At 56.1% G+C, this 25172-nt stretch carries 20 protein-coding genes and 1 riboswitch; of the genes, 10 read left to right on the plus strand and 10 right to left on the minus strand.

What is annotated here, in order from left to right; translation table 11 throughout:
- Window positions 1-145: 145 nt before the first annotated feature.
- Window positions 146-2089, minus strand: a complete 1944-nt coding sequence (locus ACE38U_RS02765) for an autotransporter outer membrane beta-barrel domain-containing protein (protein ID WP_375529137.1) — start codon at window positions 2087-2089, stop codon at window positions 146-148.
- Window positions 2090-2333: 244 nt separating this feature from the next.
- Here ACE38U_RS02765 and moeA point away from each other — a divergent pair, with 244 nt between their 5' ends.
- Both moeA and moeB read left to right on the plus strand, forming a co-directional pair.
- Window positions 2334-3566 (plus strand): molybdopterin molybdotransferase MoeA, encoded by a 1233-nt coding sequence (gene moeA, locus ACE38U_RS02770; protein WP_375529119.1) that lies wholly within the window; start codon window positions 2334-2336, stop codon window positions 3564-3566.
- A 1-nt stretch (window position 3567) separates the two neighbouring features.
- The gene (gene moeB / locus ACE38U_RS02775; protein WP_375529120.1) at window positions 3568-4314 is read left to right on the plus strand and encodes a molybdopterin-synthase adenylyltransferase MoeB; all 747 of its coding nucleotides are present in this window, start codon (window positions 3568-3570) and stop codon (window positions 4312-4314) included.
- A 35-nt stretch (window positions 4315-4349) separates the two neighbouring features.
- Here moeB and ACE38U_RS02780 read toward each other — a convergent pair whose 3' ends face one another.
- Complete coding sequence (locus ACE38U_RS02780) at window positions 4350-5396, minus strand: magnesium transporter (RefSeq protein ID WP_038481136.1); 1047 nt, start codon at window positions 5394-5396, stop codon at window positions 4350-4352.
- Window positions 5397-5468: 72 nt separating this feature from the next.
- Window positions 5469-5641: riboswitch (M-box (ykoK) riboswitch) on the minus strand.
- Window positions 5642-5732: 91 nt separating this feature from the next.
- Window positions 5733-6803, minus strand: a complete 1071-nt coding sequence (locus ACE38U_RS02785) for a LacI family DNA-binding transcriptional regulator (RefSeq protein WP_038481135.1) — start codon at window positions 6801-6803, stop codon at window positions 5733-5735.
- Window positions 6804-7099: 296 nt separating this feature from the next.
- On the opposite strand from ACE38U_RS02785, the gene ACE38U_RS02790 reads away from it, so the two are divergent.
- Window positions 7100-8401: an MFS transporter gene (locus ACE38U_RS02790; protein ID WP_375529121.1), complete on the plus strand. Its 1302-nt coding sequence runs from the start codon at window positions 7100-7102 to the stop codon at window positions 8399-8401.
- A gap of 14 nt (window positions 8402-8415) precedes the next feature.
- Window positions 8416-10779, plus strand: a complete 2364-nt coding sequence (locus ACE38U_RS02795; RefSeq protein ID WP_375529122.1) for a glycoside hydrolase family 31 protein — start codon at window positions 8416-8418, stop codon at window positions 10777-10779.
- 119 nt (window positions 10780-10898) lie between these two features.
- On the opposite strand, the gene ACE38U_RS02800 is transcribed toward ACE38U_RS02795, so the two are convergent.
- Window positions 10899-12494 (minus strand): ABC-F family ATPase, encoded by a 1596-nt coding sequence (locus ACE38U_RS02800; protein WP_038481131.1) that lies wholly within the window; start codon window positions 12492-12494, stop codon window positions 10899-10901.
- Window positions 12495-12733: 239 nt separating this feature from the next.
- Here ACE38U_RS02800 and ldtB point away from each other — a divergent pair, with 239 nt between their 5' ends.
- The 5 genes from ldtB (at window position 12734) to sanA (ending at window position 16780) form a co-directional block, all read left to right on the plus strand.
- Entirely contained in the window at window positions 12734-13648 is a 915-nt protein-coding gene (gene ldtB, locus ACE38U_RS02805) for a L,D-transpeptidase LdtB (protein WP_038481128.1), read from the plus strand.
- A gap of 171 nt (window positions 13649-13819) precedes the next feature.
- Window positions 13820-14221, plus strand: coding sequence for a CidA/LrgA family protein (locus ACE38U_RS02810; RefSeq protein WP_038481125.1), 402 nt, complete (start codon window positions 13820-13822; stop codon window positions 14219-14221).
- The gene (locus ACE38U_RS02815) at window positions 14218-14913 is read left to right on the plus strand and encodes a CidB/LrgB family autolysis modulator (protein WP_038481122.1); all 696 of its coding nucleotides are present in this window, start codon (window positions 14218-14220) and stop codon (window positions 14911-14913) included. The genes ACE38U_RS02810 and ACE38U_RS02815 overlap by 4 nt, the downstream gene beginning before the upstream one ends.
- 128 nt (window positions 14914-15041) lie before the next feature.
- Window positions 15042-15929, plus strand: a complete 888-nt coding sequence (gene cdd, locus ACE38U_RS02820; RefSeq protein WP_375529123.1) for a cytidine deaminase — start codon at window positions 15042-15044, stop codon at window positions 15927-15929.
- 131 nt (window positions 15930-16060) lie between these two features.
- On the plus strand, window positions 16061-16780 hold the full coding sequence (gene sanA / locus ACE38U_RS02825) for an outer membrane permeability protein SanA (protein ID WP_176983183.1): 720 nt from the start codon (window positions 16061-16063) through the stop codon (window positions 16778-16780).
- 60 nt (window positions 16781-16840) lie between these two features.
- On the opposite strand, the gene mglC is transcribed toward sanA, so the two are convergent.
- The 6 genes from mglC to folE all read right to left on the minus strand — a co-directional run bounded on the left by mglC (window position 16841) and on the right by folE (window position 23774).
- The gene (mglC, locus tag ACE38U_RS02830; RefSeq protein WP_038481113.1) at window positions 16841-17851 is read right to left on the minus strand and encodes a galactose/methyl galactoside ABC transporter permease MglC; all 1011 of its coding nucleotides are present in this window, start codon (window positions 17849-17851) and stop codon (window positions 16841-16843) included.
- A 20-nt stretch (window positions 17852-17871) separates the two neighbouring features.
- Window positions 17872-19392 carry a galactose/methyl galactoside ABC transporter ATP-binding protein MglA gene (gene mglA / locus ACE38U_RS02835; protein WP_038481110.1) on the minus strand — a complete coding sequence of 507 codons (1521 nt, stop codon included), beginning with the start codon at window positions 19390-19392 and terminating at the stop codon, window positions 17872-17874.
- Window positions 19393-19475: 83 nt separating this feature from the next.
- Entirely contained in the window at window positions 19476-20471 is a 996-nt protein-coding gene (gene mglB, locus ACE38U_RS02840; protein ID WP_038481107.1) for a galactose/glucose ABC transporter substrate-binding protein MglB, read from the minus strand.
- Window positions 20472-20754: 283 nt separating this feature from the next.
- Window positions 20755-21810: an HTH-type transcriptional regulator GalS gene (gene galS, locus ACE38U_RS02845; protein WP_038481104.1), complete on the minus strand. Its 1056-nt coding sequence runs from the start codon at window positions 21808-21810 to the stop codon at window positions 20755-20757.
- 122 nt (window positions 21811-21932) lie between these two features.
- Window positions 21933-23090 carry a DUF418 domain-containing protein YeiB gene (gene yeiB, locus ACE38U_RS02850; protein WP_038481101.1) on the minus strand — a complete coding sequence of 386 codons (1158 nt, stop codon included), beginning with the start codon at window positions 23088-23090 and terminating at the stop codon, window positions 21933-21935.
- An 18-nt stretch (window positions 23091-23108) separates the two neighbouring features.
- Complete coding sequence (folE, locus tag ACE38U_RS02855) at window positions 23109-23774, minus strand: GTP cyclohydrolase I FolE (protein ID WP_038481098.1); 666 nt, start codon at window positions 23772-23774, stop codon at window positions 23109-23111.
- A gap of 237 nt (window positions 23775-24011) precedes the next feature.
- Between folE and fghA the strand changes: the two genes are divergently transcribed.
- The gene (fghA, locus tag ACE38U_RS02860; RefSeq protein ID WP_038481095.1) at window positions 24012-24848 is read left to right on the plus strand and encodes an S-formylglutathione hydrolase; all 837 of its coding nucleotides are present in this window, start codon (window positions 24012-24014) and stop codon (window positions 24846-24848) included.
- The last annotated feature ends 324 nt before the right edge of the window (window positions 24849-25172 follow it).

The raw sequence follows: 25172 nt of genomic DNA on the forward strand, positions 1-25172 counted from the left end.
ATTGATACGATTTTTGAATATAGAAAGACGTAAAAGTGTTGTAAAGAAAATTGACTTTCCTCTGCGAGCCTTACGCCGCCCGGCGGGAAGGAGAAATAGCGGCCAATAAAACCTGAACCGCTATTTCTTTGGTGATAACAAAAAGTTAGAACTTCGCGCTGATACCCACGTTGTAGCTGGTCTGGTTCCCGTCGCTTAGCCCGGCCGTTTGCGCCACTGCCGCAAAGGCTGACACGGTATCCGAAAGCGGCATATCGGCCCCGACGGCGATATCGGCCCAGTTTTTATCCAGCTGTTCACCGCTGCGGCTGAAGGTCAGCGCCGTGGATTTTAAGCCGCCGTTCGCACGGTAATTGTCGTCGCCAAACTGATGCCGGTAGCTGGCCTGCGCCCAGGGATTAATCACCCCCAGCTTCGTGTCCACGCGCCAGCCCGCGCTGCCGATTTGCGAATGGCCGTTCTGATCGCCGAAGCGCATAGCGGTGCTGCTGCTGCCGTTTTCGCTGTAGCCGTTCACGTGGCTGTAATCCCAGGCGTATTGCAGCACCGGCCCCGTGGTCAGCCAGTTCGTTATCGCGAGGTCATAACCCGCAGTAAGTCGCGCGCCATACAGCCTCCCGTCGGTATCGCCTTTTTCAGTGCGGGTCAGCTGTCCGAGCGTGATATCGCGCTGAATATTCGTGAAGTCCGCAGAGAGATAATGCACGTCCCCGTTCAGCCAGGCCTGGCCCGCGCGAAGCTGGCCAAAGAGCGCGGCCTGGAAACCTCGGGTGTCATAGCGGTAGTTATCATCCGGGCGCTGGTTATCCAGAGAGCCGGCAATCAGCCCGCCCAGCACCACGTTTTCATTGAGCTGGTAATCCAGGCCAACGGTCAGGTTATTGGTGTTCCCTTTGCCGTCACCGGTTCCACCGTGCCCGCTATACCGCTGATAGCCCCCGCCGTAGCCGCCAAACACGCCCAGTGAACCGGCGGCGTTTTCGCCCTGACGCAGCTGCTGGTAGCGGCTGTCGAGGGTGGCCCGGCTGCCCCGCACCATCGCCTGCGTGCCCTGATTCAGACGAGTCACCTGAACAGGCGCGGCGATAATCGACTCAATGTATTGGGCAATGATGCTGTGTACCTGCGGGCCAGGGTGGAAATGATCGGCAAACAGATAGTCCTGAGAGGCATTAAAGCCGGGCGTCGAGCTGGTGCAGTCTGTCGCCGCCACGCCCGGCGGACAGGCCATCCCGGCGGTGTTTGTCAGGCCGAACGCCTGAGGGTTGGCCAGGATTTCCTGGAAAACGCCGTTGATATCCGCCCGGGCAATGTTGCCGCCGTGTTGCAGCAGAGCCTGATCCTCAGCGCTGTTGTAGAAGGTGGTGAGTAAAGAAGCCTGCTGCACGGCTTGATCGTAGGCAGCAATAAGCTGAGCGGCTACGCCCTGCTGAATGAGTGGATTCGTACTGACGACTGATGCCGCCGCCTGTAAAGCCTGATGAATTGCCTGCTGGCGGCTCGCCAGGTCAGGCGTTTGCGCCGCATCCAGAGAAGCATAAGCAGCCTGAATGGCTGGCGTGGCCGCCGCGCCAAGCCCTGCGCTAAGCACCAGCTCCATCAACGTTGGCGTCGCGCCAATATTTGGGACATTAGGTACCACCACCAGTCCGGCTCCGGCATCAAGCAAAGCCCCAACCTGAGCCGCTGCGTTGGCCGCGCTGTTAGCGGCGATTCCCTGCGCCAGCGCTGGCTGGGTGGCGGCCGCGGCCAGATCGTTGCCGCCTATCCAGTGAATGTATAACCCGTTGCCGTCCGCTCGCCCGCCGGTCTGGCTAAGGTAGCGTTGAACCTGGCTTTGGGTATTATCGGCCAAATTGAGCGCTGGCACGGCGGTGCCCCCGCCTGCGGCATAGTTGCTACCGCCCTCGCGGGAAGGCGTCAGCGTCAGGCCATATTGGTCGGCCAGCTGTTCGTCATAAAGTTTGTTCTGGCTGCTGTTCCAGGTCCAGCGCCCGTTGTTGCCGGTGTCGCTGAGGCTGTCGCCAAAAACGGTGAGGGAATCAAAGGCAAATGCGGATGAGGTGAAGCCCACAGCGACGGCCAGCATACTGAATTGAAACACTTTTTGTTTGCTTATCATCAGTTCTTCCTTGCAGAGGTTTTTTATTAGCCACAATGACTATAGCCAATGGCGGTTTACGCGCAGGCCGAGCGTAAAGAAGAAACGTGACAACGTGATGTAACGCATAGCCCCGCGCTGGCGGGAGGATTTTGCTGATCCCAGACATGCCGCCAGACGGCGTTTTCTGCCATACTAAGCCCTTATTTTGTCCCTGCTCCAGGAGCCACGAATGGAATTTACCGCCGGGCTGATCCCGCTTGAAACCGCGCTTGAACAGATGCTGTCCCGCATTAACCCACTGTCCGAAACGGAAGCCCTGCCGCTGCTGCAGGCCACGGGCCGCATCACCGCCGCACCGGTCATCTCTCCGCTGGATGTCCCTGGCTTCGACAACTCAGCGATGGACGGGTACGCGGTGCGGCTGGCGGATATCAAAGCCGGTGGCGCGCTGCCTGTCGCAGGTAAAGCATTTGCCGGGCAGCCGTTCAGCGGCGAATGGCCCGCTGGCACCTGCGTGCGCATCATGACCGGCGCACCGATCCCTGCCGGGGCCGAAGCAGTAGTCATGCAGGAAGAGACAGAAGTCACCGAAAGCGGCGTGCGCTTTAACGCCGTCGTGAAGAACGGGCAGAACATTCGCCGCCGCGGCGAGGATATCCATCAGGGCGCCAGCGTACTGGCCGCAGGCGTGAAGCTGACCGCCGCCGAGCTGCCGCTGGTTGCCTCTCTCGGCATCCCGGAAGTGAAGGTCTACCGCAAAGTGCGTGCAGCGGTGTTTTCCACCGGCGACGAGCTCCAGCTTCCCGGCCAGCCGCTGGCCGAAGGCCAAATCTACGATACCAACCGCCTGGCGGTTCACATCATGCTGGAGCAGCTGGGCTGCGAAGTTATCGACCTCGGCATCGTTCGTGATGACCAGGATGCCCTGCGCGCGGTGTTTAACGAAGCGGACAGCCGCGCGGACGTCGTCATCAGCAGCGGCGGCGTTTCGGTGGGCGAAGCAGATTACACCAAACAAATCCTTGAAGAGCTGGGCGAAGTCGGCTTCTGGAAGCTGGCGATTAAGCCAGGCAAACCTTTTGCCTTTGGGCGACTGAAAAATAGCTGGTTCTGCGGCCTGCCGGGTAATCCGGTTTCGGCGGCGCTGACGTTCTACCAGCTCGTACAGCCGCTGCTGGCTAAGCTGAGCGGTCAGCAAATCACCCCTCTTCCACCGAGAATGCGCGTGCGCACCGTCGGCAAGCTGAAGAAATCCCCGGGCCGCCTCGACTTCCAGCGTGGCATTTTGCGCCGCAACGAGCAGGGTGACCTTGAAGTATTAAGCACCGGGCACCAGGGCTCGCATATTTTCAGCTCCTTTAGCCAGGCCAACTGCTTTGTGGTGCTGGAGCGCGAGCGCGGCAACGTAGAAGCCGGAGAATGGGTTGAGGTCGAGCCGTTTAACCCACTGTTCGGAGGCTGAGATGATCGAGCTTAGCGATGAGGAAATGCTGCGCTATAACCGCCAGATTGTGCTGCGCGGCTTTGACTTTGACGGCCAGGAGAAGCTGAAAGCCTCGCGGGCTCTCATCGTCGGGCTGGGCGGGCTGGGCTGCGCGGCTGCGCAGTATCTGGCGGCGGCGGGCGTGGGGCATCTCACGCTGCTCGATTTCGATACCGTTTCGCTCTCCAACCTTCAGCGCCAGACGCTACACGGCGATGCGACCATTGGGAAGCCAAAAGTTGATTCCGCCAGGGATTCACTGGCGGCGATCAATCCGCACATCCGGCTTGAGACCGTCAATGCCCAGCTTGACGAACCACAGCTTGATGAGCTGGTAGCAAAGCATGATGTCGTGCTGGACTGCACCGATAACGTCACCATCCGCAATCAGCTCAACCGCTGCTGTCACCGGCACAAAACGCCGCTGGTGTCCGGGGCGGCGATTCGCATGGAAGGCCAGATAAGCGTATTCACTTATCAGGAGAATGAGCCCTGCTACCGCTGCCTGAGCCGCCTGTTTGGGGAGAGTACACTGAGCTGCGTGGAGGCAGGTGTTATGGCGCCGCTGGTCGGGATTATCGGCTCGCTGGAAGCGATGGAAGCCATCAAGCTGCTGGCAAATTACGGTTCGCCGGCGCGCGGAAAAATCGTGCTTTACGATGCGATGACCTGCCAGTTCAGAGAGATGAAGCTGGCGCGTAACCCGCAGTGCGAAGTGTGCGGGTAGAAACGAAAACGGGGATATCGCTATCCCCGCTATTTTTATACCGCCAGGTCAGTAAGCATCACTTTGGCGATTTCGAAGTAAATCAGCAGCCCGGTTCCGTCGATCAATGTCGTAATAAACGGCGCGGACACCACGGCCGGATCGATATTCACCTTACGCAGCAGCATCGGAATAATCGAGGAAACAATCGCACTCCAGACGGTGATGGCGATAAGCGTCAGGCTCACCACCATCATCACTTCCATCCCCACGCCCAGCATCCACGCCCGGATAAATCCGGCGGTGCCAATCGTTAAGGCAATGAGCACCGAGGCCGAGATCTCCTTGCGCAGAATAGCGCCCAAATCCTTTAGCCCCACCTCGCCGAGCGCCATCGCCCTGACCAGCGTGGAGGTGATCTGCGTGCCGGTATTGCCGCCGGTGCCAATCAGTAGCGGAATAAAGAACGCCAGCGCAATCGCCGCCTCAAGCTGCTCCTCAAAGGATTTAATCACCGAACTGGTGTAGGCCTCGGCCACGAACAGCAGCAGCAACCAGACCGATCTTTTGCGCCACAGCGTAAAGACGCTGCTTTGCAGATAAGGCGTTTCCAGCGGTGAAGAAGCCCCCTGCAGCTGGCTATCGAGCGTGTTTTCGTCTTCCAGCAGCTGAGCGATTTCCTGCGGGCCCAGCACGCCTTTCAGCTTGCCGTAGCTCAGAACGGGAATGTAGTTAGAAGCCGACTTTTTGATCTCCACGCAGGCTTCATGGCGCGTTTTTTCCGGCGTTAATGAAAACGCAACGGGCCTCATCAAATCACTGAGCAGCGCGTCTTTGTCCGCCTGCAGCAGCGATTTTACCGGCACCAGACCAAACAGATGGTCATCGTCGTCCACGACAAATATTTGCGACGGGATCTGCTCATTTTTAATGCCCGAACAGAACAACGCCTGCGCATCTTGCACCGAAGTGCCCGGCGGTAAAGCGATGTAATCCTGGCTCAGATAAGCCAGCACGGTGTTTTGTGAGTCTGAGGATGGCAGTTTGACGGACACGGCCAGTGAAGCGCTGGAGTGCGCTGAGGTATTAGTTGAAAAGGTCATGATTTTTCCCCGGTTACTGTTTTAAAAATAAACAGTCCTCATCCTGGGGCGAAGCAAGATATGAGAGTGCTGACGCTATCTCCATGTCTCGGTTTTAGCACTGTACAACGTATCCCCAAAAGCGGGGGAAGTTACCTGGGATTATACCTTCGCTCGATATAACCTGTCCTAATCTTGGGCGTCTCTCGACGTCGTCAGATCAGCAACCTATGTTTGTACAGGAGCCTCGCCTAACGAGATACTGCAAGTCTTCCGCGGCCTATAGTAGGGATTTAAACGCCGGGCGCAAGGCAAAGAACCTGCGTTGTTTAGGGTTTATTTATGCTTTATTTCTGCTCAATCGTAGAGTTTATCGCTGCTCACCGCCGGGCGCCCTTTGCCCGCGCCTACTCGCCGCACTGACGCCTGTACCTTCAACGTACCGGCCAACAGGATATTCACCACCGGGGCTTCCGGACGCATCAGGCGCTGCTGCAGCAGCTGAACCGCCTCTTCGCCCAGCTCATCCCTGGGAACATGAACCGAGGTTAAAGGCACGTCATGGATTTCGGCCAGGTTAAAGCCGTCGATGCTCATCACCGACATATCCTGCGGCACGCGCAGCCCGGCCTTTTGCAGGGCACTCACCGCCCCTGCGGCCATAAAGTCACCGCCGACTAAGAGCGCGCCTGGCCAGGCCGGCCTCGGCGTAGCAGCCAGATAGTCGCTAATTAAGGCCTCGCTCTCTTTGGCGCCAAAGCTTTGGGCGACTAACAAATGTCGGGTCTCATCAAACGACAAATTTCGGCAGTCCCACGCGTCCCGAATGCCGGCCAGACGTTGCTCCATGGTGTAGCGACGCAGGCACATCAACGTCAGCACGCCTTTATGTCCCATGTCGAACAGGTAGTTTGCGGCAAAGCGACCGGTCATCAGGTGATCCGGGGCGACGCCTGAAAGACGCATTTTGCGATCCTGGCAGTTGATCAGCACGCAGGGTTTGCCCAGATCCGCCGCCAGATCGTGGATATGCGTATCATCAATCCCCAGCAGAATGGCCGCTTCAGTTTCCGGCTCGCTCATTTTGCTGAGAAACAGCCCGACGTCGCTGTCATTTTCCTCCAGCGCGCAGAAACGAAGCCTGGCGTCGTGAGGCACCAGCGCCTCGCCGATCCCCTGCATCACCCGGTAGTAAAAGACATCCAGCCGCTCATCAAATGCCCTTCGAGGCGCAAAGACCACCAGGCTGTTGATCAGCAATCTGCCGGCCGCAATCCCCTGTAATACCCCTTTCTCTTTGGCGCAGGCAAGGACCTGCTGGCGGGCCGACTCGCTGGTGTTCCCCTTGCCCGCAAGCACGCGGGAAACGGTGCTTATCGACAGCCCGGTTTGCGCGGCAATTTCGGTGATTTTTAGCGTTTTACTCATTTTGTGATCGACGCCCGTTTGTAAAATGAAAAAATTTTCATGGCTGCAGATAAGCCATGGTGCCGCAAATACGGCATCGTTTCTTCGCTCCAGATCGAAGTAGTGAAAATGTTTGCAAAAATTGCGCTATTGGTTGGCTGATAACTCAATTACGCTCTGATTTGTTGACCAATAAGATTCACACTGAAAGCAAAATAAAAAATAAACACATAAAAATCAAATAACTAAAAAAGATCCCTCGCCCAAAAATAGTGGCATACCAATTCTACTAATTACCCTACAAGGTGGAGTGAACTATGAGTCATGGCATCGACCAACCGATAACCGCCGTTAAGGCAGGACGCGTTTTCCGGCATTTGCGCTGGTGGGTTCTGGTTCTGTTCTTACTTGGCGTCACCGTCAACTACATCACGCGTAATGCGCTGGGGATCCTGGCGCCTGAGCTGAAAACCTCCCTCGGGATTACCACCGAACAATACTCCTGGATCGTCGGCGCTTTTCAGCTGGCCTATACCCTGTTCCAGCCGCTCTGCGGCTGGCTGATAGACGTGATTGGCCTGAAAATCGGCTTTCTGATCTGCGCCAGCATCTGGGCGGTGATGTGCATGCTGCATGCCGGAGCCGGGAGCTGGTTACAGCTGGCCATTTTGCGCTTCATGATGGGCGGCGCGGAAGCCGCAGCCACGCCCGCCAACGCCAAAACGCTGGGCGAATGGTTCCCGAAAAAAGAGCGACCGATTGCCGCAGGCTGGGCCGGGGTAGGCTTTTCCATCGGCGCGATGCTGGCTCCGCCGATTATCTATTTCGCCCACAGCTTTTTTGGCTGGCAGGGTGCCTTTATGTTCAGCGGCGCGCTGGCAATGGTGTGGGTCGTTTTATGGTGGCTGTTTTATCACAACCCGGAGCAGCACCCGAACCTGAGCAAGGAGGAGCTGGCCTTCATCAAGCAGGATAACGAACCGCCTGCCGTGAAGCTGCCGTTTTTCACCTCGCTGAAAACCGTCTCGAAAAACAAACGTTTTTACGGCATCGCCATTCCGGCCTTTATGGCAGAACCCGCCTGGGCGGTGCTGAGCTTCTGGGTTCCGCTTTATCTGGCCAATGAACGAGGCATGGATCTGAAGCAAATTGCCATGTTCGCCTGGCTGCCGTTCCTGGCCGCCGATATCGGTAGTATTGCCAGCGGCTATCTGACCAAAGTCTACACGCGACTTTTCGGCTGCTCGCGCACCAACTCCGTAGTTGCCAGCTCGGTCACCGGCGCGTTTTTGATGCTTTCTCTGGCGCTGGTCGCCGTCACCAAAGATCCCTGGATTGCCATCCTGCTTATCTCCATCGGCGGCTTCGGGCACCAGATTATCTCCTGCATGCTCAGCGCGCTGGTGGTGGACTCGTTTGATAAAGGCCAGATGGCCACCGTCAACGGTATGCGCGGCTCCGCGGCGTGGATTGCCAGCTTTATCTTCTCCCTGATTATCGGCGTCACCGCCGACAAGATTGGCTTTAACCCGCTGTTTATCGCCATGGGCTTTTTTGATCTTATCGGTGCGGTGTTCCTGGTGGCGTTTATCGCCGAACGCCGCGCAAAACGTAGCTGAATGGATGGTCACTGATGAAAACACTTAAGAACTGGACGCTCGCAAAACAAGATGACAGCCAGGTTATCCTGACCCTCGACGGCAAGCATTCGCTGCACCTGTACGTGCTGGAAGAGAAGCTGTTTCGCGTATTGATCAAGCGGCAGCAGGGCCTGGCGCTGGACCGCAGCTGGAGCATCGCCCCGCAGCATGATGTGCCGTGGGAAGGCCGCGAGCGCGAAAGCCTCGCCGGATTTACCCTGCCCGGCTTCACGCTGGAACAGCAGGCCGATTGCCTCATCATCAGTAGCCAAAGTATGCGCGTGACCGTGCATCAGCCGCTTTATCTGGAATGGGAATACAAAACCGAGCGTGGCGAATGGCAGCCTCTCGCCTGCGATCGTCCCACCAGCGCGTACCAGCTTAACGCTCACGGCGATGGCGTGGCGCACTATCAGCGGCGTTTTGCCGGCGAGCGTTTTTACGGCCTGGGGGAAAAAGCCGGGCCGCTTAACCGCACCGGCAGGCGCTATGAGATGCGTAACCTGGATGCGATGGGGTACAACGCGGCGTCCACCGACCCGCTTTACAAGCATATCCCCTTCACTATTACGCGCCGCGACGACGTTAGCTTTGGCCTGTTCTACGACAACCTGAGCAATTGCTGGCTGGATCTGGGCAACGAGATAGACAACTATCACCTGGCCTACCGACGCTGGCAGGCGGAAGCCGGAGACCTCGACTACTACATGTTCCTCGGCCCGCGCGTGCTGGACGTCACCAAAGCGTTCGTGCGGCTGACAGGTAAAACCTTCTTTGGCCCCAAATGGAGCCTCGGCTACAGCGGGTCAACGATGCATTACACCGACGCGCCGGACGCCCAAAACCAGCTGATGAACTTTATCCGCCTGAGCCAGCAGCACGCGATTCCGTGCGACTCTTTCCAGCTTTCGTCGGGCTACACCTCGATCAATAACAAGCGCTACGTGTTTAACTGGAACTATGAAAAAGTGCCGCAGCCGAAGGTGATGAGCCGGGCGTTTATGGCGGCCGGGATCCGCCTTGCGGCCAACATCAAACCCTGTCTGCTGCAGGATCATCCGCGCTATGAGGAAGTCGCCAAAGGCGGGCTGTTTATCAAAGATTCGGAATCTGATGCGCCGGAACGTTCCAGTTTCTGGGACGATGAAGGCTCTCATCTGGACTTCACCAACCCGGCCACGGTGAAATGGTGGCAGGCTGGCGTTACCACGCAGCTGCTGGATATGGGCATCGGCTCCACCTGGAACGACAACAACGAATATGAAGTGTGGGACGGGGAAGCTCGCTGCTACGGCTTTGGCAAACCGATAGCCATCAAGCACATTCGCCCGGTTATGCCGCTGCTGATGATGCGCGCCTCGATGGAGGCTCAGCAGACGTTTGCCCCGGAAAAGCGCCCGTATCTGATTTCCCGTTCCGGCTGCGCCGGGATGCAACGCTACGTTCAGACATGGAGCGGCGACAACCGCACCAGTTGGGAGACGCTGCGCTACAACACGCGCATGGGCGTTGGCATGAGCCTGTCCGGCCTGTTTAACGTCGGGCATGACGTCGGCGGTTTTTCGGGCGATAAACCCGACGCCGAGCTTTTCGTTCGCTGGGTTCAGAACGGCGTGATGCACCCGCGCTTTACCATCCACTCATGGAATGATGACCACACCGTAAACGAACCGTGGATGTATCCGGCGGTCACTCCCGCTATCCGCAGCGCAATCGAGCTGCGCTACCGCCTGCTGCCCTATTTCTACACGCTGCTATGGCAGGCCCATACGGATGACGAACCGATGCTGCGCGCAACGTTCCTCGACCATGAACACGATGAGAAGACGTTTGACGAGTGCGATGAGTTCCTGCTGGGCCGGGATGTGCTGGTGGCTGGCGTGGTGGAGCCGGGACAGCGTGAGCGCGCTTTATGGCTGCCGGCCAATGAGCACGGCTGGTACGACTATTATACCGGCGAGTGGTTCAGCGGCGGGCAGACAATCACCCTGCCCGCGCCGCTTGAACGCTTGCCGCTGCTGGTTCGTGCCGGGGCTGCACTGCCCCACAGCGAACGCATCAGCTATGTATCCCCTCAGGATGATACCGTTCGTGAGCTGAAGATTTACCCGCTGCAGGGCGCGGGCGTTTCTCACGGCTCGCTGTTTGAGGATGATGGAGAATCCTGGGGCTATAAAGAGGGCAACGCGCTCTGGCTAAGTTGGGAAATAACCTGTTCGGCCAATGAGATTGACGTGGCCTTTAGCCGCAAGGGGGATTATCAACCTGCCTGGCGCGAGATTAAGCTGTCTCTGCCTGAGGGAGAGAAGCGTCGGCTGCTGGTGAATGGCGTGGAATGCGGGGTGTGGGCGTTGTAATTGCCCCTCACCCCGGCCCTCTCCCCAAAGGAGCGAGGGGGAAAACAGGTGGGAGCAATACCTATAATTCGATCTGTCCCCTCTCCCTTTTTAGGGAGAGGGTTTGGGTCAGGGTAAAATTACCCGTCGATCCCTTTGCTGCGCAGGTAATCTTCGTAGCCGCCGGTGAAGTCAATCACGCGCTCTGGGGTGATTTCCAGCACGCGGGTTGCCAGCGAGCTAACAAACTCACGGTCGTGAGAAACGAAGATAAGCGTGCCCTGGTACATCTCCAGCGCCATGTTCAGCGACTCGATGGATTCCATATCCAGGTGGTTCGTCGGTTCGTCCATGATCAGGATATTTGGTTTTTCCATCATCAGCTTGCCGAACAGCATGCGGCCCTTTTCTCCCCCGGACAGCACTTTAGCAGGCTTTTTGATGTCGTCCTGGCTGAAGAGTAAACGGCCCAGAATGCTGCGCACCGCCTGCTCGTCGTCGCCTTCCTGCTTCCACTGGCTCATCCAGTCGAACACGGTCAGGTCGTTTTCGAACTCGTATTCATGATCCTGCGCGTAGTAGCCAATCTGAGCATTTTCAGACCACTTCACGCCGCCGTTATCCGGAGCCAGTTCACCGACCAGGGTTTTCAGCAGCGTGGTTTTACCGATGCCGTTAGCCCCCAGCACCGCTAGTTTTTCACCGACTTCCAGCAGCAGATTAACGCCTTTGAACAACGGACCGTTTTCAAACCCTTTGGTCAGCGCCTCGACTTCAAGCGCATTACGGAACAGTTTCTTATCCTGCTCGAAGCGAATGAACGGGTTCTGACGGCTGGAGGCCTTCACTTCGTCCAGCTTGATTTTATCAATCTGACGGGCACGAGAGGTCGCCTGACGAGATTTGGAGGCGTTGGCGCTGAAGCGGCTCACGAAGGATTGCAGGTCAGCAATCTGCGCTTTTTTCTTGGCGTTATCGGACAGCAGGCGCTCGCGAGCCTGGGTCGCCGCCGTCATGTATTCGTCGTAGTTGCCCGGATAAACGCGCAGCTCGCCGTAGTCCAGGTCAGCCATATGGGTACAGACCATGTTCAGGAAGTGACGGTCGTGCGAGATAATAATCATCGTGCTGTTGCGTTCGTTGAGCACGGTTTCCAGCCAGCGAATGGTGTCGATGTCCAGGTTGTTCGTAGGTTCATCGAGCAGCAGGATGTCCGGGTTAGAGAACAGCGCCTGCGCCAGCAGCACGCGCAGTTTCCAGCCTGGAGCGACTTCGCTCATCGGGCCGTAATGCTGCTCCAACGGAATGCCCACGCCAAGCAGCAGTTCGCCCGCACGCGCTTCTGCGGTGTAGCCGTCCATCTCGCCGTATTTCACTTCGAGGTCGGCAACTTTGTAACCGTCTTCTTCGCTCATCTCCGGCAGGGCATAAATGCGGTCGCGTTCCTGCTTCACTTCCCACAGCTCGCCGTGGCCCATGATGACGGTGTCGAGCACGGTGAATTTCTCGAACGCGAACTGATCCTGACGCAGCTTACCGATGCGCTCGTTTGGATCGAGAGAAACGTTGCCCAGCGTCGGCTCTAAGTCCCCGCCGAGAATTTTCATGAACGTGGATTTGCCACTTCCGTTAGCGCCGATCAGGCCATAACGGTTGCCGCCGCCAAATTTGACGGAGATATTTTCGAACAGCGGTTTGCTGCCAAACTGCATGGTAACGTTGCTGGATACAAGCACTGGTATGTCCTGGAGAAATAAGTTGTCGAGATTTTGGAATGTGATTTCAGCCACATTATGCCATAACTATGATAAAGGGTCGCCCCGCATCTTCACCGTACAATAGTTAATCAGTGTGAAAAAATTGTGATTTCATCCACATCTGATTTCCCAGATGAATGTAATGCACATATAATGCGCGGCTAAATCATCCATCAACACTCACTAGCTGGCCCGTCTGGCATAACACTTCGCACAACATGAATATAAAATTACGCTCGCTCTTACTGGCTTTTGTGGCTGTCGCGTCTTTCTCAGCTTCCGCCGTGACCTATCCGTTACCGACCAACGGCAGCCGCCTGGTTGGTGAAAATCAGGTTATCACTATTCCTGAAGGCAGCACCGCGCCGCTGGAAGAGTATGCCGCACAGTACCAGATGGGACTGTCTAACATGCTGGAAGCTAACCCAGGGATTGACCCATACCTGCCGAAAGCCGGGACCATCCTGAACATTCCTCAGCAGCTGATCCTGCCGGACACCGTGCATGAAGGGATTGTGATTAACAGCGCCGAAATGCGCCTCTACTATTACCCGAAAGGCACCAACACCGTTATCGTGCTGCCAATCGGTATCGGCCAGCTGGGTAAAGATACCCCGATTAACTGGACCACCAAGGTAGAGCGTAAGAAAAATGGGCCAACCTGGACCCCTACCGCGAAAATGCATGCCGAATACGCCGCAGCCGGTACGCCGCTGCCGGCCGTTGTGCCAGCTGGCCCGGATAACCCGATGGGCCTGTACGCGCTGTACATCGGTAATCTGTATGCGATTCACGGCACCAACGCCAACTTCGGTATCGGCCTGCGCGTCAGCCATGGCTGCGTGCGTCTGCGTAACGAAGACATCAAGTTCCTGTTCGACAACGTGCCGGTCGGCACTCGCGTTCAGTTCATTGATGAGCCGGTAAAAGCCACCACCGAGCCGGACGGCAGCCGCTACATCGAAGTTCACAACCCGCTTTCTACTACCGAAGCGCAGTTCAACTCCGGTGAAATCGTGCCAATCAAGCTGACCAGCAGCGTACAGAAAGTCACCGCTCAGTCCGACGTTGATACCACCGTTGTTGACCAGGCGATTCAGAACCGTTCCGGCATGCCGGTTCGTCTGAACTAAGCTAAAAGTAATCGAATCAAGGCGGCCTCCGGGCCGCTTTTTTATTGCCTAAAATCAGCCGGGCAACCTTCACGCAGGGAATGTTTGTTATGCTCATAATTCATGTTGTGATGGATAGCACAATTTCGAGTTTAATTGTATGATGAATGCGTTTCTTAAAGGGTAACCTCCATGCGCAACTCGTTCACCGTAATCTGGCAGTATCTTCGCGCTTTTGTCTTAATTTACCTGTGCTTATATGCCGGTATTTTCGTCGCGTCGCTGCTGCCCATCGTCATCCCTGGCAGCATTATCGGCATGCTGATTTTGTTTGTGCTGCTGTCGCTACAAATCCTGCCGGCGAAGTGGGTAAAACCCAGCTGTCACCTGCTGATTCGCTATATGGCCCTGCTGTTCGTGCCTATTGGCGTGGGCGTGATGCAGTATTACGACGTGCTGAAAGCCCAGTTTGGCCCGGTGGTGGTTTCCTGTTTAATCAGTACGCTGGTGGTGCTGGTCATCGTGAGCTGGAGCTCGCACCTGGTCCATGGCGAAAGAAAAGTGATTGGTGAAGGCGAGGCAGAGAAAAAATGATGCACTATATATGGTGGTCTTTACCGTTAACTCTGGTGGTGTTTTTCGCCGCCCGCAAACTGGCTGCCCGGCTGAAATCCCCGCTGCTAAACCCGCTGCTGGTTTGCATGGTGGTGATCATTCCTTTTCTGCTGCTCACGGGTATTCCTTACGACCACTATTTTAAAGGCAGCGAAGTGCTCAACGACCTGCTGCAGCCTGCCGTTGTAGCCCTGGCCTTTCCGCTTTACGAGCAAATTCACCAGATTCGCGCCCGCTGGAAGTCGATTATCACCATCTGCTTTATTGGCAGTATGGTGGCGATGTCCACCGGCACCTCAATTGCTTTATTAATGGGCGCATCCCCGGAAATTGCCGCCTCGGTTCTGCCGAAATCCGTTACCACGCCAATTGCGATGGCGGTAGGCGGTGGCATTGGCGGTATCCCGGCCATTAGCGCAGTGTGCGTTATCTTCGTCGGTATTCTCGGCGCCGTGTTTGGCCACACGCTGCTGAATATGATGCGCATCAGCACCAAGGCGTCACGCGGCCTGGCAATGGGGACGGCTTCTCACGCGCTGGGCACCGCCCGCTGCGCGGAACTCGACTTCCAGGAAGGCGCTTTTAGCTCGCTGGCGCTGGTTATTTGCGGGGTCATGACCTCACTCATCGCCCCGTTTTTATTCCCGGTGCTGCTGAAGCTCTTCGGCTAAAACTTGCGAGAGATCGCGCATTTTCATATTTGTTTTCATAAGTTGCACAAACAATTAGAAGTTGATCACATATTTGGCCTATACAGATCCGTAAACTACGTTTCCGTTACCCTTTATGAGGCTTTAACATGCGTTCACGTTTTGATGCCGCCGTTGTGCAACTCCCCGCCGCGCTGCAAACCGCTTTGCAACCCCTGCTTGCCGACGCACACTTCCCGGCAATGTTTACAGCGGCCGAAGTTGAAGCGCTAAAACATCAAACCGGGCTGGGCGACGACGACCTGGCTTTCGCTCTGTTGCCGCTGGCCGCAGCCTGCGCGCGTGCAGACCTCTCCCATTTTAACGTCGGGGCCGTGGCCCGGGGCGTAAGCGGTAACCTCTATTTTGGCGGCAATATGGAGTTTCTTGGCGCCACCATGCAGCAAACCGTGCACGCCGAACAAAGCGCCATCACCCACGCGTGGATGCGCGGCGAAAAAGGCCTGGTCGATATCACCGTCAACTACACGCCCTGCGGCCACTGCCGCCAGTTCATGAACGAGCTGAACAGCGGCACCGCGCTGCGCATTCATCTGCCAGGCCGCCAGCCGTCCACGCTTGGCGAATACCTGCCGGACGCCTTTGGCCCGCGCGACCTGGAAATCAAAACGCTGCTGCTGGATGAAGAGAACCACGGTTTCGCGTTGAAAGGTGATGCCCTCACTCAGGCAGCTATTGCAGCGGCCAACCGCAGCCATGCGCCTTACAGTAAAGCTCCGGCGGGCGTTGCGCTGGAAATGGTCGACGGCAGAATCTTTACCGGCTGTTATGCGGAAAACGCCGCGTTCAACCCTTCCCTGCCGCCGCTGCAGGCCGCGCTGAACCTGCTTTCCCTGAATGGTTATGACTATCCGCAAATTAAGCGCGCCGTACTGGCAGAAAAATTCGATGCGCCGCTGCTGCAGCGGGACGCCACCTCCGCCACGCTGAAAGCTCTGGGCTGTGAAGCCGTTGATCGCGTTAATATTGCTCAGTAATTCTCTGTTGCGAGTGTACCCACACTCGCATTGTTGAAATTTGCCCCAACTGAACCCGCGTTTCTTGCTCTTGAGGGCCGGGTAAAGTAGCCTTGGATGAAATTTCACCCCGCGAATGAGTCTGCAAGTTCATGTTGAAGCGCCTGTTTTACGGCCTGCTTATTATTATCGGCTTAACGCTGGCGGCTGCGCTCGGGCTCGACCGCTGGATCAGCTGGAAAACCGCGCCTTACGTCTACGATGAACTGCAGGATCTGCCCTATCGCCAGGTCGGTGTGGTGCTCGGCACCGCCAAGTATTACCGCACCGGCGTCATCAATCAGTACTACCTGTACCGCATTCAGGGCGCCCTGAACGCCTATAACAGCGGCAAGGTGAACTACCTGCTGCTGAGCGGCGATAACGCGCAGCAAAGCTACAACGAGCCGATGACCATGCGCAAAGACCTGATTGCCGGCGGCGTCGATCCGGCGGATATCGTGCTGGACTACGCGGGCTTCCGCACGCTGGACTCGATTGTTCGCACCCGTAAAGTCTTTGATACCAACGACTTCATCATCATTACACAGCGATTCCACTGCGAGCGCGCGCTGTTTATCGCCCTGCATATGGGGATTCAGGCGCAGTGCTACGCGGTACCTTCCCCGAAAAATATGCTCACCGTGCGCACGCGTGAATTTGGCGCTCGCCTGGGCGCACTGGCAGATTTATACCTGTTCAAGCGCGAGCCGCGCTTCCTCGGCCCGTTAGTGCCTATCCCATCGCTGCAAGAAGTGCCGGAGGACGCACAGGCCTACCCGGCCGTCACGCCGGGGCAGCTGCTGGAAATACAGAGAAAAGAGAAGAAGTGATATCTGAGCACAAAAAAAGCCCGCACATGATATGGCGGGCTTTCTTGTACACTGCTTAGATTATTTCTTACGCGCGTACTTCAGGGAGTCCAGCGCCACGGCAAAGATAATAATGCCGCCCTTGATGATGTACTGCCAGTAAGGGTTCACGCCGATATAGGTCAGGCCGTAGTTGATAACCGTGAAGATGATTACCCCGGTAACCACGCCGACAACTGTCCCTACCCCGCCGCTGAATGACACACCGCCAACCACGCACGCCGCAATCGCATCCAGCTCGTACATAAAGCCGAGGTTGTTGGTGGCGGAGCCGATACGGCCCGCTTCCAGCATCCCGCCAAAGGCATAGAACACGCCGGACAGGGCATAAATCATGATCAGGTTCAGCGCCACGTTAACGCCGGAGACTTTCGCCGCTTCAGGGTTACCGCCGATGGCGAAGATGTTTTTTCCGAAGCGAGTTTTGTTCCACAGCACCCAGACGAACAGCACCGCAAACAGGGCATAGAATGTAATGTACGACAGGCGGAAACTGCCCAGGGCAATAAAGCCCTGCGTGAAGGTCGAGAAGTGGGAGTCAAAGCCGGAAATCGGCGATGCGCCTACAAAGTCGTAATACAGGGAGTTAATCCCGTACACGATAATCATGGTGCCCAGGGTGGTAATAAACGGCGTCACGTTCAGGTAAGCGATAATAATCCCGTTCACCAGGCCAATGACCGCACCCACGGCACAGACAATCAGCAGCACCACCGGAATTGGCATGGTGTGCATGTCCGGGAACACCTTGTTGACGTTGTCCATCGACTGCAGCAGCGTCGCCGCGACAACCGCCGCCAGGCCAACCTGGCGCCCTGCGGACAGGTCGGTCCCCTGGGTGACAATCAGCCCGGCCACGCCCAGCGCGATGATAATACGCACCGAAGACTGTGTCAGAATGTTACTCAGGTTAAGCAGGCTTAAGAACGTCGGATCCTGGAAAATAATGATCGCCAGCAGCACCAGCAGCACCACGTAGATGCCGCCCTCTTTTAGATAAGTTAGAAAACTCTTCTTATTTAACGCACTCATTTTTAATAGCCCCTAAATCATCACAGGTGCACAGACGCAAGACGTAAGATTTCGTTCTGCGTTGTTGTTTTGGTGTCTACAATTCCGGCCACGAGCCCGTTGCTCATCACCAGAATACGGTCTGTAATCCCTAACAATTCCGGCATCTCGGACGAAATGATAATGATCCCTTTTCCTTTTTTAGCCAGTTCAGCAATCAGCTGGTAAATCTCAAACTTGGCGCCAACGTCAATGCCGCGCGTCGGTTCATCCAGCATCAGAATTTCCGGCTGAGTCAGCAGCCAGCGGCCGATGATCACCTTCTGCTGGTTACCGCCGGACAGCGAGCCGATGGAGGTGCGGTGCCCCGGCGTTTTCACGCGCATGGAGTCGATAACCCACTGGGTATCGCTTTTCATGCGGGAGTTATCCAGCAGACCGACCTTGTTTTTGTAGTTACGAATATTGGAAATGAGTGAGTTAAAGCCGATATCCAGGTAGGCGTAGATCCCGGTTGAGCGGCGCTCTTCGGTGACCAGCGCAAAGCCGTGATTGATCGCTTCGTTCGCGTTGCTGTTATTGATCTTTTTGCCGTGCAGCTTAATGGTGCCGCCAGATTTTTCGCGGATACCAAACAGCGTTTCCACTATATCGGTACGCTTCGCGCCGACGAGGCCCGCAATGCCGAGGATTTCACCTTTATGTAAATCAAAGGAGATATCGCGAATCGACGGCTGGCGCAGCGAGGTCAGGTTGCGTACTTCGAGGATAACTTCACCCGGCACGTTGGATTTGTCCGGGAAGCGCTGGTTCAGCGAGCGGCCCACCATCATGGCGATGATTTTGTCCATATCCAGCCCTTCCAGCGGCTGGGTGGCAATCCACTGCCCGTCGCGCAAAATAGTAATTTCATCGCACAGCTGGAATATTTCTTCCATTTTATGGGAGATATAAACAATGCCGCAGCCGCGATCTTTTAATTTGCGAATAATTTTAAAAAGATGATTAACTTCTTTTTCCGTCAGCGAGGACGTTGGCTCATCCATAATAACGATTTTGGCGTTATAGGAGAAAGCCTTGGCAATTTCAATCATCTGCATTTGAGAAACGGACAACGTACCGACGCGGGCTCGCGGGTCGATATCAATATCCAGCTCGTCAAAAATCTCTTTGGTGTCGCGGTACATTTTATCCTGATCGACAAACACGCCTTTGGTCGGGTAACGCCCGAGCCACATGTTGTCCATCACGGTGCGCTGCAGGACCAGGTTAAGCTCCTGATGCACCATAGAAATACCGTTTTCCAGCGCCTCTTTGGTGCTGCTGAAATTGACCTCTTTTCCCTGAAAAAGGATGCTGCCGGAATCTTTGCTGTAGATCCCAAAAAGGCATTTCAATAATGTCGATTTGCCCGCACCGTTTTCACCCATCAGGGCATGAATAGAGTGTGGACGCACTTTTAAATTAACATTATCCAGTGCCTTAACGCCGGGGAAGGATTTATTAATGCCGGTCATTTCCAGCAAAAATTCCGACGGCGTAGCTGAGTTATTGTCGACCATAATTATACCTGTGTCGCTGAGTAACCTGCCTAAAGCCGGGCGCAGGTATCTGCGCCCGTGTACAACTAAAATATGACGGGTATTTATTTGCCGATAAACTGTGCGAGATTATCTTTATCCACGCCTACATACGGTACGCGTACAATTTTGTTCTCGATTTTCCAGTTAGTGCCTTCAGCGGCTGGTTTACCGTCGGCCAGGTTTTTCGCCAGGTCAAAGGTCGCTTTCGCCTGGTTGTTGGCGTCGTTCAGCACGGTACCTGCCATTGCACCGGATTTCACCAGCGCCAACGCTTCCGGCAGGGCATCTACGCCAAATACTGGAATAGAAGATTTGTTGTGTGCTTTCAGCGCTTCTACCGCACCCATTGCCATCGCATCGTTGTTGGCAATAACCACTTCGATTTTGTTAGCGTTCGGGCCAGAGAGCCAGGCGTCCATTTTGTCTTTAGCCTGAGCGGTATCCCACATGGCGGTATCCAGCTGCAGCTGCTGGGTTTTCAGACCTTTGTCGTTCAGCTCTTTGATAACGTAAGTGGTACGCGCTTCGGCATCCGGGTGGCCCGGTTCGCCTTTCAGCAGCACGAACTGCACCTGGCCGTCTTTGTTCAGGTCCCACGCCGGGTTAGCCGCCCAGTGTTTGGCAATCAGGTCGCCCTGAATAATACCGGACTCTTTGGAGTCTGTGCCCACATAGTAAGCTTTGTCATAGCTATCCAGCGCTTTGCGGGAAGGTTCTTTGTTGAAGAACACAATCGGCACGTTTTGCGCGCGTGCTTTTTCGATTACGGTGCCCGCTGCGGCCGGGTCAACCAGGTTGATGGCCAGCGCTTTCACGCCTTTTGCCAGCAGAACGTCAATCTGGTCGTTCTGTTTGGACTGGTCGTTCTGGGAGTCGTTCATCAGCAGCTGCACGTCCGGTGACGCTTTAGCATCTTTCTCGATGGCCTTACGAACCACTGACATGAAGTTGTCGTCGTATTTATAAATCGTCACACCAATACGGTCAGCGGCGTTCGCAGCGGCACCAAACAGCATGCAGGACATCACGGCGGACAGGGTCAAAACCTTCTTATTCATGGTATCTCCGGTTTTTATTTTGCAGGGTAGTTCGCGTTCGAAACCAGGCAGGACAGTAATGTTATGAAAAGGTTACTGAATGCCGAAGTTATCCTAAAATAATTGCACTTCCGTGTTCGGTAACAATCCAATACTGCGTTTTTATGGTCGTCTTTGGCCTTATCGCTATGCTAAAAGTGAGAAGTCACCGTTACATAGTGTTTCAGCTGATAAAACGCTGACATAATAGTCAGCGCAATGTTAATTAACTGTGAATTTACTCACAGATTGAAACCGGTTACATCTAACTCTTTGACAGCGGAGTGATCGACGCCACATTTTGCTTTATCGCCACCGAATGACGGCGGACTAAAGTCGGCATAAAACAGTGCGTTACATCACGATCCAGCTGGCCTGCCGCGCCCTGTAACGCCAGTTCGGTCGCCAGACGGGCCATCGAAACTACCGGATAGCGCACCGTTGTCAGCTGCGGGTCGGTGTAGCGGGCAATGGGAATATCGTCGAAACCGATGATGGAAACATGCTGCGGCACGGCAATGCCGTTGTCCTTCAGCGCCGTTAGCGCGCCGGCGGCCATGCTGTCGTTATAAGAGAAGACCGCGCTGAGCTGCAGGTTGCGCCCCAGCAGCTCAACCATTGCCGCCTCTCCGCCTTGCATGTCCGGCGTGCCCATTCCGACCCAGGCCTCCGGCGGCGCGATGCCGTGCTCCGCCAGCGCCTGCAGCCAGCCCTGATGGCGCTGGTCGTTATCCTCAATCTGATGGCTGGAGGCCAGATAACCGATACGCGAATGCCCCTGATTCAGCAGCATGCGGGTGGCCATCACCGCGCCGCTGACGTTATCGAGGCAAACGCAGCGGTGTGCGTAGCCGGGCACCAGACGGTTGATCAGCACCATGCCGGGTACCTGCTCCAGGAATGCGGCCAGCTCCTCGTCGCTCAGCGCCTTGGCGTGCACAATCAGCGCGCTACAGCGCTGGCGAATCAGCACCTCAATGGCATGGCGCTCTTTTTCTTCCTGGTGATAGCTGTTACCGATCAGCAAATATTTATTGTGCTGCTGGGCAACCATATCCACGGCTTTGACCAATGCCCCGAAGAAGGGATCGGAGACGTCCATCACCACCACGCCGATGGTGTCGCTAACCTGGGTGGCCAGCGCTTGCGCATTGGCGTTTGGACGGTAGCCCAGCTCAGCAACCGCCTGCATGACGTTTTCGCGCGTTTCCGGGCTGACCAGCGCGCTGTTATTTAATACTCGGGATACTGTCGCTACTGAAACCCCGGCGATACGGGCAACGTCACGAATGGTAATCGGCGTTGGGGGAGTCGGTCTCATAGGTGCACCCTGTTTTAGGCAAGGTGGCTATTTTGCGGGGAGTGAGGGGCGGCGTGGCGTGAAGTCGATCACAGTGATGAAAGCGGTTACATACAATTCGTTAACCTTTGTGACGAATATCATTATCTCTGTGCTTTGCGTAACGCATCCCCTGAAGCACGAGCGGTTAGCTGTCGCCACAGCCATTCCACCGGCCCCTGGCGGAAATAGCGCAGCCAGATAACCGACAGCAGGATATTCACAGCCCACACGGCAGGGACAAAGGCCAGCAGCGAAAGACGGTCAAATTTCATATATAAACCAAAGCGATAGAACAAGGTTGTGCAGATGATTGTTTGCAGCAGGTAGTTCGTCAACGCCATCCGCCCGACGCAGGCAATCCACCCCACCAGCCTGAAGCGCGAAAGCTGCGGCCAGAATCCCCACGCCAGCGCGGCGTAGCCAATGGACTGAAACGGCGCGCTCAGCTCGCGCGGGGCCTGTAACAGCAACGCACACCAGCGCGAATCCCATGCAAGGTGCCACTGGGCAATAATCGCCGGCAGGTTGATGGCCATCCCGATGACGATAAAAATCGCGGCGGTTCGGCGGTAATGCTTCAGGCTAAACTCCCCTTTCAGCCAGCCGCTGCGCATTAGCGCCGCGCCGATGAGCATCATGCCCGCCAGCTGCCAGCCGTACTGCGCGCCCAGCGCCACCAGGTTTGAAGAGAGTAAATCCGCACGATTGCTGATGGCCTGAATGCCGCCGCCCAGCTTCCACCATTGCTCATACTGCAAATTAGCCGCATCCGGCACCCAGGAACGGTTAAGGCCGTCACCTGAAATCACGCCGAGCAGCACCAGCACGCCAATGCCGATGAGGTACAGCACTACGCCGGTCTTAAAGAGCTGATTTTGCCCCGTTGCCTCACGAATCAGCCGCCAGCACACCAGCCCTGTCAGGCCGTAAGCCAGCAGAATGTCACCATCCCACAGCAGCAGCGCGTGGATAAAGCCCAGTAATACCAGCAGCGTCAGCCGCGACTGTATCCAGCGTGAGCCGCGAGCCAGCAGCATTTGCAGGCCAGCCCCGAACAACAGCGCGAAAAGCGTGAGGAATTTAACTTCGGCAAACAGGTCCATGACCGCCCAGGTCCAGGCGTCACGGGAGGTTATCTCGCCATACCAGGCCGGGTTTAGGTATGCCGCCTTCGGCAGGCCAAAGGCGACAATATTGAGCAGCAGAATGCCCAGAATGGCGGTACCGCGGACGAAGTCAAGGGTGATATTTCTCTCCACGGATACCTGCCTGGGGAATTAATTGTGGCGTACTGCGCGCAGGAACTCCTGACGCGTATTCTGGCTGGACTTAAACAGGCCACCGAGTGACGTGGTGGTGGTCGCGCTGGTAGCGTCTTTCACGCCACGCGCTTTCACGCAGTAATGCACGGCATCAATGGAAACCGCCACGTTGTTGGTGCCCAGCAGCGTTTGCAGCGCGGTCAGGATCTGCTGGGTCAGGCGTTCCTGAACCTGCGGGCGCTGAGCAAAAAACTGCACGATGCGGTTAATTTTAGACAGGCCAATCACGGTGTCTTTGGGGATATACGCCACGGTTGCTTTACCGTCGATAGTCACGAAGTGGTGCTCGCACGTGCTGGTCAGGGTGATATCGCGCACGGTGACCATTTCATCGACCTTCATTTTATTTTCAATGACGGTGATTTTCGGGAAGTTCGCGTAGTCCAGGCCAGAGAAAATCTCATCGACATACATTTTGGCGATGCGATGCGGCGTTTCAATCAGGCTGTCGTCACTCAAATCGAGATTAAGCAGCTGCATGATTTCCGTCATATGGGCGGCAATCTGGCTTTTACGAGTTTCATTATCCAGTTCACGTAACGGCGGACGCAGCGGCGTTTCCAGACCGCGCGCAAGCAGCGCCTCATGAACCAGGGCGGCTTCTTTTGAGAGTGATGACATGCTGTTTTCTCCTGCAGGTGTGGCTGACCTCTGCCCTTCATGGGGCAAAGTGTCCGCTTATTGTGCGGCAGCACGTGCTTAGAATCCAGTAGTGCCGGGCATAATTATTGAAATCGAAATAACCGTTCATCGCCTGAGCGGGCGGAACAATACCGTTGCGGCCATAATGCGGGATGGCTAGACTCAGGTGAAGTGAAAGTTGTTCATAACTATTGAAAATATGTAAGGAGCCTCTGGATGGAATTACTGGAAGAACACCGATGTTTCGAAGGCTGGCAGCAGCGCTGGCGCCACCCGTCCACCGTGCTTAACTGCCCAATGACATTCAGTATTTTTCTCCCACCTCCGGCTGGCACCACGCCGCCGCCGGTGGTTTACTGGCTTTCCGGGCTGACCTGCAACGATGAAAATTTCACGACTAAAGCAGGCGCGCAGCGCGTTGCCGCCGAGCTTGGCATTGTCCTGGTGATGCCGGACACCAGCCCACGCGGCGAAGAAGTGCCAAACGACGCGGGCTATGACCTGGGCCAGGGCGCAGGCTTTTACCTCAACGCGACGCAGCAGCCGTGGGCCACGCACTTCCGCATGTACGATTACCTGCGCGATGAACTGCCTCAGCTGATTGCGGATAATTTCAGCGTCAGCGAGAAAGCCTCAATCTTTGGCCACTCCATGGGCGGCCACGGCGCGCTGATCATGGCGCTGAAAAACCCCGGCCGCTTCCGCTCGGTTTCTGCTTTTGCGCCTATCGTTAACCCGACCCGCGTCCCGTGGGGGCAAAAAGCATTCAGGGCCTATCTCGGTGAAGATGAATCTTTGTGGCAAGAATGGGACAGCTGCTGCCTGCTGGGTAAAGCCGGGGCGTCCGCACAGCTGCCAACGCTCATCGATCAGGGGGATGACGATCAGTTCCTGGCCGACCAGTTAAGGCCGGAAGAGTTTGAAAAAATCGCGCAGGAGAAAGGCTGGCCGCTGACGCTGCGCATTCAGCCGGGCTGCGACCACAGTTACTATTTCATCGCCACGTTTGTGGAGGATCACCTTCGTTTTCATGCGGAGCATTTGCGGGGATAGGGAGTTAGCCTGGGAGCTGTCTCTTAGTAAGAAATTGCTCCAGGAAGAATCTGCTAAGTTTCCGTTCACTTCCAGTCCTGTTTCAGATGTCACCACTGAACCGGTGAACGTCTTAGGGGAGTCACCGTCACTCCCCTAAGAACCCGGACTCCCGGCCAAATAAATCGACCGCTAAAGCGGCAGACCTCCGTTTTATCTCCCAGTCCTGGGTCGGCTGAGATGCGTTCCCGACGCTCTCAGCCTCCGGCCGCTCCCGACGTCCGGACCCTGGCCAGTCGGAGAGAAAACGGAGGCGATTTAAGCCGGAACCGAGCCTCGCTTCTT

It is taken from the genome of Cedecea selenatireducens, assembly GCF_042138895.1.
GTDB classification, from domain to species: Bacteria; Pseudomonadota; Gammaproteobacteria; order Enterobacterales; family Enterobacteriaceae; genus Cedecea; species Cedecea selenatireducens.

Bases quoted from the DNA above. Each gene is read 5' to 3' on its own strand.
- ACE38U_RS02785 (WP_038481135.1), bottom strand. From the start codon at position 6,803: ATGAGTAAAACGCTAAAAATCACCGAAATTGCCGCGCAAACCGGGCTG.
- galS (WP_038481104.1), bottom strand. From the start codon at position 21,810: ATGAGACCGACTCCCCCAACGCCGATTACCATTCGTGACGTTGCCCGT.
- ACE38U_RS02790 (WP_375529121.1), top strand. From the start codon at position 7,100: ATGAGTCATGGCATCGACCAACCGATAACCGCCGTTAAGGCAGGACGC.
- ACE38U_RS02810 (WP_038481125.1), top strand. From the start codon at position 13,820: ATGCGCAACTCGTTCACCGTAATCTGGCAGTATCTTCGCGCTTTTGTC.
- ACE38U_RS02795 (WP_375529122.1), top strand. From the start codon at position 8,416: ATGAAAACACTTAAGAACTGGACGCTCGCAAAACAAGATGACAGCCAG.
- ACE38U_RS02780 (WP_038481136.1), bottom strand. From the start codon at position 5,396: ATGACCTTTTCAACTAATACCTCAGCGCACTCCAGCGCTTCACTGGCC.
- moeA (WP_375529119.1), top strand. From the start codon at position 2,334: ATGGAATTTACCGCCGGGCTGATCCCGCTTGAAACCGCGCTTGAACAG.
- mglB (WP_038481107.1), bottom strand. From the start codon at position 20,471: ATGAATAAGAAGGTTTTGACCCTGTCCGCCGTGATGTCCTGCATGCTG.
- moeB (WP_375529120.1), top strand. From the start codon at position 3,568: ATGATCGAGCTTAGCGATGAGGAAATGCTGCGCTATAACCGCCAGATT.
- cdd (WP_375529123.1), top strand. From the start codon at position 15,042: ATGCGTTCACGTTTTGATGCCGCCGTTGTGCAACTCCCCGCCGCGCTG.
- fghA (WP_038481095.1), top strand. From the start codon at position 24,012: ATGGAATTACTGGAAGAACACCGATGTTTCGAAGGCTGGCAGCAGCGC.
- sanA (WP_176983183.1), top strand. From the start codon at position 16,061: ATGTTGAAGCGCCTGTTTTACGGCCTGCTTATTATTATCGGCTTAACG.
- ldtB (WP_038481128.1), top strand. From the start codon at position 12,734: ATGAATATAAAATTACGCTCGCTCTTACTGGCTTTTGTGGCTGTCGCG.
- mglA (WP_038481110.1), bottom strand. From the start codon at position 19,392: ATGGTCGACAATAACTCAGCTACGCCGTCGGAATTTTTGCTGGAAATG.
- ACE38U_RS02765 (WP_375529137.1), bottom strand. From the start codon at position 2,089: ATGCTGGCCGTCGCTGTGGGCTTCACCTCATCCGCATTTGCCTTTGAT.
- folE (WP_038481098.1), bottom strand. From the start codon at position 23,774: ATGTCATCACTCTCAAAAGAAGCCGCCCTGGTTCATGAGGCGCTGCTT.
- ACE38U_RS02815 (WP_038481122.1), top strand. From the start codon at position 14,218: ATGATGCACTATATATGGTGGTCTTTACCGTTAACTCTGGTGGTGTTT.
- mglC (WP_038481113.1), bottom strand. From the start codon at position 17,851: ATGAGTGCGTTAAATAAGAAGAGTTTTCTAACTTATCTAAAAGAGGGC.